The 12,401-nt window shown below is 60.5% G+C and carries 10 protein-coding genes; 6 read left to right on the forward strand and 4 right to left on the reverse strand.

Annotated elements, in window-relative coordinates; genetic code table 11:
* Positions 1-192: 192 nt before the first annotated feature.
* Positions 193-1,110: an ornithine carbamoyltransferase gene (argF, locus tag NW815_RS00625; RefSeq protein ID WP_414387834.1), complete on the reverse strand. Its 918-nt coding sequence runs from the start codon at positions 1,108-1,110 to the stop codon at positions 193-195.
* A gap of 204 nt (positions 1,111-1,314) precedes the next feature.
* Positions 1,315-2,610 (reverse strand): carboxyl-terminal processing protease CtpC, encoded by a 1,296-nt coding sequence (gene ctpC, locus NW815_RS00630; RefSeq protein ID WP_414387826.1) that lies wholly within the window; start codon positions 2,608-2,610, stop codon positions 1,315-1,317.
* 346 nt (positions 2,611-2,956) lie between these two features.
* Between ctpC and NW815_RS00635 the strand changes: the two genes are divergently transcribed.
* The 3 genes from NW815_RS00635 (at position 2,957) to NW815_RS00645 (ending at position 6,003) form a co-directional block, all read left to right on the forward strand.
* A complete protein-coding gene (locus NW815_RS00635; RefSeq protein ID WP_414387828.1) occupies positions 2,957-4,324 on the forward strand; it encodes a glutamate-5-semialdehyde dehydrogenase in 1,368 nt (455 codons plus the stop codon).
* Between the two features lie 253 nt (positions 4,325-4,577).
* Positions 4,578-5,105 (forward strand): RNA recognition motif domain-containing protein, encoded by a 528-nt coding sequence (locus NW815_RS00640; protein ID WP_011432462.1) that lies wholly within the window; start codon positions 4,578-4,580, stop codon positions 5,103-5,105.
* Between the two features lie 103 nt (positions 5,106-5,208).
* Positions 5,209-6,003: a DsbA family protein gene (locus NW815_RS00645; protein WP_414387829.1), complete on the forward strand. Its 795-nt coding sequence runs from the start codon at positions 5,209-5,211 to the stop codon at positions 6,001-6,003.
* Between the two features lie 313 nt (positions 6,004-6,316).
* On the opposite strand, the gene NW815_RS00650 is transcribed toward NW815_RS00645, so the two are convergent.
* Both NW815_RS00650 and NW815_RS00655 read right to left on the reverse strand, forming a co-directional pair.
* Complete coding sequence (locus tag NW815_RS00650) at positions 6,317-7,729, reverse strand: SPOR domain-containing protein (protein WP_414415616.1); 1,413 nt, start codon at positions 7,727-7,729, stop codon at positions 6,317-6,319.
* Between the two features lie 115 nt (positions 7,730-7,844).
* Entirely contained in the window at positions 7,845-8,273 is a 429-nt protein-coding gene (locus tag NW815_RS00655; protein WP_414331038.1) for a hypothetical protein, read from the reverse strand.
* Between the two features lie 112 nt (positions 8,274-8,385).
* On the opposite strand from NW815_RS00655, the gene recJ reads away from it, so the two are divergent.
* The 3 genes from recJ to rdgB are packed head-to-tail and all read left to right on the forward strand — an operon-like array spanning position 8,386 to position 12,356.
* Entirely contained in the window at positions 8,386-11,031 is a 2,646-nt protein-coding gene (recJ, locus tag NW815_RS00660) for a single-stranded-DNA-specific exonuclease RecJ (protein ID WP_414415617.1), read from the forward strand.
* Positions 11,021-11,686 carry a metallophosphoesterase family protein gene (locus NW815_RS00665; RefSeq protein ID WP_414390989.1) on the forward strand — a complete coding sequence of 222 codons (666 nt, stop codon included), beginning with the start codon at positions 11,021-11,023 and terminating at the stop codon, positions 11,684-11,686. Before recJ ends, NW815_RS00665 begins: the two co-directional genes overlap by 11 nt.
* Positions 11,687-11,744: 58 nt before the next feature.
* Complete coding sequence (rdgB, locus tag NW815_RS00670; RefSeq protein WP_414390987.1) at positions 11,745-12,356, forward strand: RdgB/HAM1 family non-canonical purine NTP pyrophosphatase; 612 nt, start codon at positions 11,745-11,747, stop codon at positions 12,354-12,356.
* Positions 12,357-12,401 lie beyond the last annotated feature (45 nt).

A 12,401-nucleotide genomic window follows, 5' to 3' on the forward strand; every position in this document is an offset into this window, starting at 1 on the left:
CAGCGGGACGGAGTCCTTGAAAAACCTTCTGGCCCTCTGCATTATCGCTCCGCAACGCTATTGCTCTGCAACGCCGACGCGACCAACGTTTGGGGTGTGGGTGCAGTGTCCTGGTTTAAATCGAAATGACCATAGACCCAGTTTTCCGGTAAGCTCATTTGCTAACCCGCTCTCTAGCCTGGGGGTGAGGGGTCATCCTGCGCCCAGCACCTGAATCAGGAGTGCCTTTTGCACATGTAGGCGATTTTCCGCCTGATCCCACACGCGGGACTGGGATCCCTCCAGTACTTCAGTGGTGATTTCCTCTTCCCGGTGGGCCGGCAGGCAGTGCAGCACAATGGCTTCCGGATCCGCCCGTTGCAGCAGCTCGGCATTGACCTGGTAGGGCAGAAAGGTGGCCTTGCGGGCCTCGGCCTCAGCTTCTTGACCCATGCTGGCCCACACGTCGGTATAGACCACCTGAGCTCCAGAGACGGCTTCCTGGGGATCCTGCAGCACCAACACCTGGGATCCCTGGGCCAGAGTGCGGGCTTGCTCCACCACTGCCGCATTCGGTTCGTAACCGGGGGGGGTGGCGACGCGGATGTGGATCCCGCTCATGGCACAGCCCAGCAGCAGGGAGTGGGCAACGTTGTTGCCATCGCCGCAATAGGCCAGGGTCAGTCCCGCCAGTTGGCCAAAGTTCTCCTGAATGGTGAGCAGATCGGCCAACACCTGACAGGGGTGAAACTGATCGGTGAGGGCGTTGATCACCGGAACATCGGCATACTCGGCAAAGGTTTCCAGCTCCTTCTGGTCGTAGGTGCGAATGGCAATCACATCCAGGTAGCGGGAGAGGACGCGGGCCGTGTCCTGCAGGGGCTCGCCGCGGCTCACCTGCATCACCGTCGGCACCAGATCCAGGGTGCTGCCTCCGCACTGGGCCATGGCTGCCGTAAAACTGGCGCGGGTGCGGGTAGAAGCCTTCTGAAACAACAGCCCCAACACCCGACTCCGCAGCTCCACCCGATAGGGATCCCGCTTTAACTCAGCCGCCTGGGCTAGCAGGGCCGACAGCTCCGCCGGGGTTAGGTCGCTGAGCTTGAGCAGATCCCGTCCGGCCAAGTTTATGGATCCCGCGATCTTCGACCCCGCCATTGTGCTACGCGCCACCTACAGAAACAATAAAAGCATCCCCAGCCCGGCGCTGGTCAACACTCCTCGAATAACTCGAATGAGAAGAGTCTTAATAGTCTTAAATAGCTTGTGCCTCGGCTTAACCCCAGTCTCAGGAGTGCCAGATCTGAGACCCATCAAAACCGCCCCCAACACCGGCTAACGTGAAGAGGAACGAATGACCTCCTGGGCCTGTTGCCGACGGGCAGAGATCTGAGCCTGCAGAGCCTGGATGGCAGCAGCATACTGTGGGTCGGCTGGGGTGGCCACCAATTCTCGGTTCTGGCTGAGCCGCTTCAGATCTTCCTCGGACAATTCCACCAAAATGTCGGGGGTAATGCCCTTGTGGTCGATGTCGTTACCGTTGGGAGTGCGATAACGGGCAATGGTTACCGCCAGCCCAGATCCATCGGACAGGGGATGCACCGACTGCACCAGGCCCTTGCCGAAAGTTTGCGTGCCGACAATCACGGCGCGACGGTTATCCTGCAGAGCCCCCGACAGAATCTCGCTGGCGCTGGCCGAGCCACCATCCACCAAAACGGCCAAAGGTTTATCGGTAAGGGCCGTGTTGTTGGCCGTCAGGCGATCCTGCTCCCCTTGGCGGTTCACCGTCGAGACAATGCTGCCCCGGTTAATCCACATGCGGGCAATCTCGGCGCTGGAGTAGAGCAGGCCCCCTGGGTTGGCGCGCAAATCCAGAACGTAGGCGGCTACCCCTTGTTTTTCCAGCTCGCGAATGGCTTGGCGCATCTTCTCGGCGGCGTTGCCGGAAAACTGGGTAATCCGGATATAGCCAATGGGCAGGCCGTTTTCCTCGTGAAGCTCGTAGCGCACGGTGGCCAGCTCAATTCTTTCCCGCACCAAATCGAACACCTTTAGCCCTTCCCCCTCGCGGCGAATGGTCAGCCGCACCCGCGTACCCGGCTCGCCCCGAATGAGGTTGACCGCAGCGTTGGTGTCCATGCCTTCGGTGGACTTGTCGTCGATGCGCACAATCACGTCTTTGGATTTGATCCCAGCCCGGTCGGCAGGAGACCCTTCAATGGGGGAGATCACCACCAGCTCGTTTGTCTCCTGATCCATGCCCAGCGTGATCCCCACCCCGGTCAGCTCACCGGATGTATCGATTTGCATGCTGGCAAACTGATCCGGATCCAGAAAGCGGGTGTAGGGATCGTTCAGTTTCTTCAGGGCTTCCCGGATGGCCGCGTAGGCATCTTCTCGGGTGGCATACTCTCGGCTGAGCAGATCCCGCCGCACCGCTTCCCAATCCAGGGAATTAAAAGACGGATCCACGTATTCCCGGTTAACAATTTGCCAAACCTCGTCCACCACTTCCTTGGGATCCCGGCGAAACCCCGCCCAACCCGGCATAGATAGCTGCACGCCGACCAGCGATACCGCTGTCATCACTGCAGCCGTTGCACTAACCACAAACCCACGCTTTCTCATTGGCTCTCCTGGAAGGCGCTAAAAGTCAAGGTTGACGAGGTGGATCTCCAGAGGTGGATCTCCCAGAGGTGGATCTCTAATTGTCAGGGAACCGGGTTTCGAGCAAGGGTCTTCCCCTATGCGAACTTCAGCTTAGAAGCATCGAGAGCGATGAAGGGCTCCCCTGCCGCAGCAAGTGGGATCCGGATTTTGGTAGGCTACAGATAACCCCAACCGACTGTGCCCAACCTAGCATAGGGATCCCTGCCGGGGGTGCTTCTAGGATCACAGTTCAACACAACTTTGTTACAACCTATCATCGCAACCCTTTTCTTCCAAATGGGCACTTTGCCCCCTTTCTGACTCTATGTCCCTCGCCACCGATTGCCCCAGCTCGCTTGCATCTGCCTCAGAGCGCCCGCTGCTGTCCCAAGTGCAGTTGGCCCGCGCTGCTGCCCAACACACGGCCACCTTGCCCACAGCTATTAAGAATGCCGCTCTGGAGGCCATGGCCACTGCCTTGTTGGAGCACCAAGAGTCTATCTTGGCCGCCAACCAGGCGGATTTGGAGCGGGCAGCGGAGATGGTGAAAGCCGGGGAGTTGTCGGCATCTGCCTATGCTCGCCTGAAGCTGGATGCCCACAAACTGGCAGATATGGTGGCCGGAGTGCGGCAGGTGATCCGGCTGGGGGATCCGGTGGGCCGAGCTTTGCTGATCCGGGAACTGGACGAGGGGCTAATTTTGGAACGGCGCACCTACCCTTTGGGGGTGCTGGGGGTAATCTTCGAGTCGCGGCCCGATGCTCTGGTGCAAATTGCCGCCCTGGCGGTGAAAACCGGCAATAGCGTCTTGCTCAAGGGGGGATCCGAAGCTTTGCTCTCCTGTCAAGCCTTGATGGCGGCCATCCAGGCGGGCCTGCAGCAGATCCCAGAGTTTCCCCAGGGATCCCTGCAGTTGCTCACCAGCCGCGCCGAGGTCAAGGCCCTACTGCAACTGGAGGGGCTGGTAGACCTGATCATCCCCCGCGGCTCCAGCAGCTTTGTCCGCTACATCCTGGAGAATACCCGCATCCCGGTATTGGGCCATGCCGATGGCCTGTGTCACCTGTACGTGGATCGGGCAGCGAACGTGGACATGGCAATCAAGCTGACGGTGGACAGCAAAACCCAGTACCCCGCTGCCTGCAATGCCATCGAGACCCTGCTGGTCCACGAGGCCATAGCCCCCCACTTTTTGCCTCTGGCGGTCAAGGCCCTGCGGGAGAGGGGGGTGGAATTGCGGGGGGATCCCCTCTGCCGCGAGCTGGTGCCCGATCTGATCCCGGCCACCGAGGACGACTGGAGCACCGAGTATGCCGATTTGATCCTCTCTATTAAAGTGGTGGGCTCCCTTGACGAGGCCATTGCCCACATCCAGCAGTACGGATCCCGCCATACCGAGGCGATTGTAACCGAAGATGCCGCCGCCGCCCGGCGATTTCTGGATGAAGTGGATGCAGCGGGGGTCTTTCACAACGCTTCCACCCGCTTTGCCGACGGGTTTCGCTACGGCTTTGGGGCAGAAGTGGGCATCAGCACCCAAAAACTGCCGCCGCGCGGCCCGGTGGGCTTGGAAGGCTTGGTGACTTACCGCTACCAACTGCGAGGGCAAGGACATCTTGTAGCCGACTACACAGGCCCCCAGGCGCGACCTTTTCAACATCGGGATCGCCTGAACAACACCGGCTTAGCTTAGCTGCAAAAGCCGGCTGTACAAACCGGCTGTACAAAGCAGTCGTTCACAAAAACCGTTCTCCTCGTCTTCGCGGCTCCAGGTTGAGGTAAATTAAAAAATAGCTTCGTGATTGCCAAGGGTTGCGCTTTGCGGCGCGCTATGGTGTGACAATGGACTACCGGGTTCCGGGTTTGATGTTATGGGCTTGAGCGCCCTAGATGTAGCGCTTTGCATTTTGGCCTTTTGTTATTTCGATTAGGAGCTTCGCTGGATCATGCCTGTGCGTCTGTATGTTGGAAATCTGCCGGAAGAGGTGGATCGTCAGGCACTGGAGAAGCTCTTTCGCTCTGCCGGTGAGGTCATTTCCACCAAGGTGATCCGGGATCGGAAGACAGGCAAATGCCGCGGCTTCGGCTTTGTAACGGTGAACACCGAAGAGCAGGCGCAGCAGTACATCGAAAAGTTCAACGGCCACAGCTTTGGGGATGTCAACTTGCGCATTGAGCTCGCCCAGCCGCGCGACCGAGGGGAAGAAGGCGAATCCAAAACAGCGACCTCTGAGCCTTCATCCAAAGAGTCCAGAGGTTCCAAAGATTCCAGAGCGTCCAGAGATTCTGAGGCCAAGGGCTCTAAAGAGTCGGCAGAAAACCCTGCCCCCAGCAAAAAGCAACGCCAGCGGGGCAATAAGGGTGGGCGCTCCACCGTCGTCGCCGAAAGTGAGGCAGCCTCTGAGCCGGATCCCCGCTGGGCCAGCCAGTTGCAGCGGATCAAGGAGCAGCTTCTGCAGGTCACCAATTCCTAACCCCCCCGAACGAGTGATAGACACTGTTGGGATCTGACGGTAGGCTGGGTGAGTTGCGACGGCTCTAGGCATGTTTGAGAGGGGGGTTGGGATGCATAGGCTGGTGAGGATTTTTCGCGCTTGGGGGCGGAGCTTGGCCCGGGCTGGACTTTTGTTCGGGCTGACGGTTCTGCTGGGAGTGGGAAGTGGAGCTCCGGTTTTCCTACCAGCGGCGGCGGCTGCCCCGGCAGATTTGGAAGAGCAGGTGCTGCAGATCATTCGAAAGAACCCCCAGGTGATTCTGGAGGCCGTACAGGAATACCAGCAGCGACAGTACCAGGAGCAGCAGCAACAACAGCAGCGGCTGGCGGAAGAATTTGGCCGTCAACTGCGGGAGAACCCACGCGCCGTCATCGGAGATTCCCCTCGACTGGGATCCGACGCTCTGCGGTTAGTGTTGGTGGAGTTCTCCGATTTTCAATGCCCCTTCTGCGCCCGCGCCCACAGCACCCTCAAGCAGTTCATGGCCGACCACGGGGATGAGGTGACCTTGGTGTACAAGCACCTGCCCCTGACCAGCATCCACCCAGAAGCGATGTCGGCTGCCCGGGCTGCTTGGGCCGCCCAACGTCAAGGTAAGTTCTGGGAGTTTCACGACGAGCTGTTTGCCAACCAATCTCAGCTTGGGGATGGGTTTTATGTGGCCACTGCTGAGAAGCTGGGCCTGAATATAGAAAAATTCAATCGGGATCGGCGCAGTCGGGCGGCAGAACGCGCCATTCAGCGAGATATTGACTTGGCCTCTCAACTGGGCATCGGTGGCACTCCCCATTTCATCTTGAACGGCATTGCCTTCTCCGGTGCGCAGCCGCTGGAGGTGTTTGAGCAGACGCTGCAGCAGGCTAAGCAAGCCCTCTAGGAAAAATGCTCCGCACTGCTATTGAAACAGGTGGTGTATTGCAAACAGGTGGTGCAACGGCTGGCCTATCCTTCTTACCAGCCTCGCCCAGTTGCCCAAACGCTCCGTCCTTGAGGAGGGCTTTACGGTAAGCTCAGGGCAGTGGCAGGGTAGTCAACCGCTCTATTCGCCCAAGCGGGCTGTAGGCTTTGACAAGCCAGTAGGGTGGGGAGTATGTCAAAAGCAGAAACTCACCCAAGTCGCCATTTGGGCCGAATGGGGATCCCCAACGGCAGGGAAGGAGGAGAGCGTTTATGGCGGAAGTGGCTCTTGGCTACTCCACGGGCAGGATGCGGGCATCGAACCCTGCTTCGGCCAGAGAGCGCCGCACCTGTTCGGCGTTGGCCCGTTGCCGGTAGGTGCCCACCTGAATCACCGAGCCTCGCAGGAAGGCATCAGGGGCAAACTGTTGCAGCTTGGGTAGGGCCTCTTCCCCAGCCGGCACCACCACCCAAAATCCGCTGCCACCTTCTTCCCCAGGAGGAACAGCCTGGGCAGGCGAGGAGGAGACGGGATCCGCTTGCAAAAGAGGCTGAGAGCGGCGCAGATCGGCGGGGAAGATCCCCGCTTCGTAGCCTTGGCCGGCCAGGTAACGCACCTGATCAGCGGCAGCAGCAGGGTCGGCGAACCCACCCGTGCGCACCACCCGCAGGTCATCGTAAATCAAGGGCAGGGATCCCTCTAGGAGTTGTTTTAGCGCAGGCCATTTCTCCCCGGTGGGATCCGCCACCAACACCCAATAGCGCTCTCCTTGTGCTGGGTTGGAGATGGGATCCTGGCCAGCATTTTCTCCTACCAGCGACACCGCCACTGCCGGTAACCCCTGAGCGGTTAGCCAGCGGGCTTGATCCTGGGCCAACGACAGGCGGGAGAAGGTTCCCGTTTGCAAAGCAGCCTGGCCGCGGTACTGCACCACAGTGGCTCCTGGAAAGAAGCGGCGCACCCGTTCTTCCAAACGGGGATCACCGGCGGGGTTGGGCACGTGGGTGGCGAAGGGACGCTGGGGATCCAAGGGGGGAGCCGTTGGCGTCGGCGGCACAGAGGCTTTTGAGCTGGCAACAGGGCGGCTGGGTGCTACTTGGGCAGGAAAAGCAGGGGGCAGAGGGGGATCCGTCTCTTGGCGGCTCACCACCCGCACCGATAACCCCAGCCGTTCCAAGTCGGCCTGACGGCGTTGAGCATGGCTACGGTTGATGAACGTCCCCGCCAGAATGAAAACCTGCCCATCCCCTTGCACAAAATAGGCATCCGGCACCTGGGTGCGCACCTGAGCCAACTCCGCCGCCCCATCCGCCAGTACATGCACTTGGTAACGGGTCAGGGCCAAAGCAGCCGGCAGGACGTTCCCATTAACGGCGTGGAGCACAAGGGCAAAGGCCGCCAGGGATCCGGCAAAGAGGGCCGGTTGCGCTGGCAACAGGAGTGCGGAGCACTTTGGCCAGCCGTAGTCCTTACGGGCGTTGCACATGGGATCCATCTCCTCTGGCGGGATTGGCGGCAACTCAAACCTCTGCATCCGGGATGGAGTCTTTGCCTGGGCCTGCGGGGATCCCCCACAGTGCCAGAGCTCGCAGTTCACCCCCTTGCGGGAAGGACAACTCAAAGCTAGCGTAAGCCGAAGTTTGGGCAAGGCTGTGCCAGGGATGGGCTTGCAGATGCCGCCCACCACCGATAGAATGCTCCGCACTGCCACCGCAAAGATGCAGCCCAGTTGGGTTCACGGGAGAAACACAGATCTAGTGCATCTCCAGTATAGATAGGCTGGCAAGGCTCTATCGCTATGGCTTGTCGGGGAGTTTGTTTCAGAGGCGACGGCGGCGGGATGGAGTCCTCGCCACAAGGGTGCGGGATCCCCCCAGGGCAAAGCGGATGATCTCCGTCTTGTACTGCTGCGAGCCCTCGGTGTAGCGGGCAAGCTGAATGGCAGATCCCTGGCCGGAAGGAAGCAAGAACCGTTCGCGACAGTGGTGGGCAGCACTCTCTGGAGTTTCCGCTTCGAGGGCAATGAAAAACCGCAGACGCAGCAGCACTTCCAACTTGGACAAGTGCTCGGTTTGCTCTGGCACCAAGCGGCCTAACGAGATTTGTAGGCGCGGCCTGCGTCGCCGAGATCCGGGGCGGCCCCAAAGCTGCTGGGCCAGTGTCCACAGAGAGGTCTGCTCAGAGGACTTGACCAACAGCTTTAAGCCTGTCAGCGGGTTAAGACCATAGGTAAGCAGCAGAGAATACATCGGCGGCAGGAAAGATTCAGAGGAGCGTTTTGAGCTAACGTCAAAAGGATACCCTATAGGCCAACTGTAGCACTGCCTACCCTCTATCCCCATCCAAGCCCCACCCTTCCCTATGGCCGGGATCCCTGCTCAACGCTGGCTGTTTCATCCTGTGGACAAGTTGACTGCCCAGAGCTTGGCCGAGGCAGTGGGGATCTCGCCCATATTGGCTCAGATCTTACTCAATCGCGGGCTCTCCAGCCCTGCTGCCGTGCAGCAGTACCTGCAGCCGGATCCCGCCCACCTGCCTCCACCCAGTCAGGATTTTGCCGATTTGCCCCTGGCGGTGGACTTGCTGGACGGGGCGATTCGCCGACAAGAGCCCATCGCCATTTGCGGCGACTACGATGCCGACGGCATGACCAGCACGGCCCTGCTGCTGCGGGCTTTGCAGGACGCTCCAGTGCATTACCGCATCCCCAGCCGCATGACGGAGGGCTATGGCCTCAACAGCCGCATGGTGCAAGAGCTGCACCGAGAGGGGGTGCGCCTCATTCTCACCGTGGACAACGGCATCTCCGCCCACGAGCCCATCCAACTGGCCAAAGCTCTGGGCTTGACGGTAATCGTGACGGATCACCACGATTTGCCGCCCCAGTTGCCCCCTGCCGATGCCATCCTCAATCCCAAGCAGCTCCCCGTTTCTTCTCCCTATCGGGGGATGGCCGGGGTGGGAGTTGCCTACCTCCTGGCCCAAGCGCTGGCCGAGCGCCGTGGTGATGGCCATCTGCAGCGGGTGGCCCTGGAACTGTTCACTGTGGGCACCATTGCCGATCTGGCGCCGCTGACGGGGGTTAACCGCCTTTGGGTGCGGCAGGGGCTGCACCTCTTGCCCACCTCCCAGGTGGCAGGGATCCGCGCCCTTCTGCAGGTGATGGGCATGCAGGGATCCCTGGAGGGGTTGCGGCCTGAGTGGATTGGGTTTGGCCTGGGGCCGCGCATCAATGCCGTTGGGCGAATTGGCCGGGCGAGAATGGGGATCCAGTTGCTGACCACCGACGATCCCCTGCAAGCAGAGAAACTGGCCCGCCGCTGCGAACGGCTCAACCAGGTACGACAGCAGATGTGCGGGCGCATCGAGGCAGAAGCCCTCGAGCAAATTGCCCAGCAAGGCCGAGATCTGCAACAGGAACGGGTATTGACGATTTTGGGATCCCCTCAGCAGAAATGGCATAAAGGGGTGATCGGCATTGTGGCCTCGCGGTTGGCAGAGCGTTTTGGCTGTCCGGTGTTCATCGGCAGCCAGTCGCGGCAAGGGGAGATCAGTGGCTCGGCGCGGCAGGGGATCCCCGAGTTTGACGTGTTTCAAGCGTTGGAGTTTTGCAAGGATCTGTTCACCAAGCACGGCGGCCACCCCGCTGCCGGGGGATTTAGCCTGAGAGCAGAAGACTGGCCTTTTTTTGAAGAACGGTTGCGGCAGTTTGCCCAACAGCAATTGCAGCCGGAGCAGATCCAGCCGCTGGTGCAAATCGATGCCGAAGTGTCGCTGTCAGATCTCACCCTTGACCTCTATCGAGAGCTGCAGCATCTGCAGCCCTGTGGCATCGGCAATCCTGAGCCGGTCTTCTGCAGCCGCAACCTGCAGGTTCTGCAACAGCAGCGATTTGGCCCAGTTCCCGGCCACCTGAAGCTGCTGCTCCGGGATCCTGCTCTCCCTACGCAACGCTCCCATGGGTTACGTGCTACTCGGACGGAGTCCTCTTGTCCGGGCAGGAGCGACTCAGCCGCCAAAACCCCCAGTGATGACCGCGGAGTGGCCAGCATCACCGATGCGTTGGTGGGGATCACAAACGCGAAGCCCCAGCGCCCTCTTTGGGCCATCCGTTGGCGGGGAGCGGAAACCCATCCGCTGCCGGAGCGAGTTGATGTAGCTTACACGCTCAAGGCCAAAACATGGCAGGGAGAAACCCAACTGGAGCTGGAAATTCTCGGGATCCAACCTGCCCAAGAGGCTGCCACTGCCGGCAACCCCCCTCTCGAGAAAACAGCGCCCCGCACCCCTGATGGGAGCAAGTCTCCCATCTCCCCCGCCTCTCTGGATGCCACTCCTCCCATGCCCAACTCCAAGCCCTCGACTGGCTCCCAGAGGGGGACAGAGCCCTCACCTCTGTTGATCTGGCGCCCCACCCCCCAGCCCACCCAGCCTTTGCGTTGGCAAGCTGTAGACCGATTTTCTGTCCTCTGGCCTCAGGCGCAGGGAACCATCCTGTTCTACGGCTTCCGCCGCCCCTCGCTGGTCTTGTCTTCAAGGCCTACGGCCCGCTATCGCGAACGGCGGTACCTGACTCTCCACTACGACCGTCCCCAAGCCGGCCACCGCTATGATCAACTCTGGTTGTGGAGCTGGCCCCCTTCTCTGGATCACCTCAAGTGGCTGCTCTGTTGCACCCCCAGCAGCGAGCTGTTGATTGCCGTCCATCAGCAAGCGGTGCCCCTGCCCTCCGCCACCGGCTTGCAACGCCAGCTCCGCCAATACCTGCAAACCCACAGCCAGGTGGATCTGCTGCGCTTGGCCCAGCAGTGGTGGCTGTCTCCGGCAGTGTTGGTGGCAGGATTACGCTCCCTGGGGTACGCCTGCCCAGATTTTGGCCCCACGGGATCCCTCGGCGAAGAACTGGAAGCCCAGCAAGCTTGGTACAGCAGCTCCTGGCAACAGGTTGCCGCCCTGCTTCAGCGATCCCACCTGGATTCTTCTGCGGCTGATTCTCATGGGGATTAAGCTGCTGCTCGGCTCCGACTACCACGGCAGCCCTCGGCTGATCCGGCAGGCCCTTGCCCATCTGCCGGAGGTGGATGCTTACATCAACTGCGGGGATTTCTGTTCCAAGGCCGGCAAACCTTCCCGCAAGGCCACCCAGGGCTTTCATCCGGCAGCCCAAGCAGAGGTGGTTCATCTGCAATCCTTTTTGGCGGCAGTGGAGAGCCTGGGCAAACCCTGGCTCTTTTTACCTGGCAACCACGATCCAGCAGCTTCGGTTTTGAATTCGCTGGTTGGCTGTTGGGGGCGGGCCATCACCCAGTCCTGCTGCTTTGAGTGGCTGGGGTTACAGGTTTTGGCTGTGCCCTGGACTCCCCCCTGTGGCTGGAGCTGGTCTCTGACCTCTGCCCATTTGCAGGAGCTGCTCACCCTCTACAGTCAGCCCCCCCGACCCATTGACCTGCTGCTGACCCACGCTCCGCCGCGGGGCCTTTTGGATGAGGGGGGGAAGTGGTATCACCGTCGCACACCCACCTTGCGCCCCCTTTTGGAACAGCTGCAGCCGCGCTACTACATCTGCGGACACATGCACTGGGATGGGGGCAAGGTAGAGCGGTGCGGATCCACCCTGGTGATTAACACAGCCCTGCACAACATGGTTCTCGAGATCCATTAGGCAGGAAGCCCTTGGACAGCCTTCCGCCTCCTCAGATTTCCACTCGTAGGAACCTTCCATGACCCGTCCTTTGATCTTGGCCAGCAGTAGCCCCGGCAAATGGCGCGAGTTCAATGCCTTTTTCCAGGCCCATGCCCCTGCTTGGGAGCTGCGCCGCATGCCCTCAGAAATTGAGGTGGAAGAAACCGGCACCACCTTTGCCGAAAATGCCCTTCTCAAAGCCAGAGCCGTGGCCAAGTCTCTGGGGGAGTGGGCCATTGCCGACGATTCCGGCCTAGCGGTAGAAGCCCTTGGCGGCGTCCCTGGGATCCGCTCGGCTCGCTATGCCCCCAACGATGCTGCCCGCATCGAGCGGTTGCTCAGGGAAATGGAAGGGATCCCAAATCGCCGGGCCACCTTTCACTGCGCCATCGCCCTGGTGGATCCCCAAGGTGTAGTGCATGCCCTGGTGGAAGGGGTATGCTCAGGAGAGATCTTGACCCAGCCGCGGGGAGAGGGGGGGTTTGGCTATGATCCCCTGTTTTGGGTGCCCGAAGTGGGGCTAACCTTTGCCGAGATGAGCCCAGCTCAAAAAGAGGCCATCGGCCACCGAGGCCGAGCCTTGCGCGCCTTGAAAGCGCAGTTGCCTCTCCTGGAGAGGCGTATGGGCTGGCTTGGATCCCAGCAATAGCCCCCGATGTCCTGGCTGGGGAGCATGACTCTAGTCAATAATAAG

Source organism: Synechococcus sp. R6-7, from assembly GCF_047461695.1.
Lineage (GTDB): Bacteria > Cyanobacteriota > Cyanobacteriia > Thermostichales > Thermostichaceae > Thermostichus.

Bases quoted from the DNA above. Each gene is read 5' to 3' on its own strand.
- ctpC (WP_414387826.1), bottom strand. From the start codon at position 2,610: ATGAGAAAGCGTGGGTTTGTGGTTAGTGCAACGGCTGCAGTGATGACA.
- NW815_RS00635 (WP_414387828.1), top strand. From the start codon at position 2,957: ATGTCCCTCGCCACCGATTGCCCCAGCTCGCTTGCATCTGCCTCAGAG.
- NW815_RS00640 (WP_011432462.1), top strand. From the start codon at position 4,578: ATGCCTGTGCGTCTGTATGTTGGAAATCTGCCGGAAGAGGTGGATCGT.
- NW815_RS00655 (WP_414331038.1), bottom strand. From the start codon at position 8,273: ATGTATTCTCTGCTGCTTACCTATGGTCTTAACCCGCTGACAGGCTTA.
- recJ (WP_414415617.1), top strand. From the start codon at position 8,386: ATGGCCGGGATCCCTGCTCAACGCTGGCTGTTTCATCCTGTGGACAAG.
- NW815_RS00665 (WP_414390989.1), top strand. From the start codon at position 11,021: ATGGGGATTAAGCTGCTGCTCGGCTCCGACTACCACGGCAGCCCTCGG.
- rdgB (WP_414390987.1), top strand. From the start codon at position 11,745: ATGACCCGTCCTTTGATCTTGGCCAGCAGTAGCCCCGGCAAATGGCGC.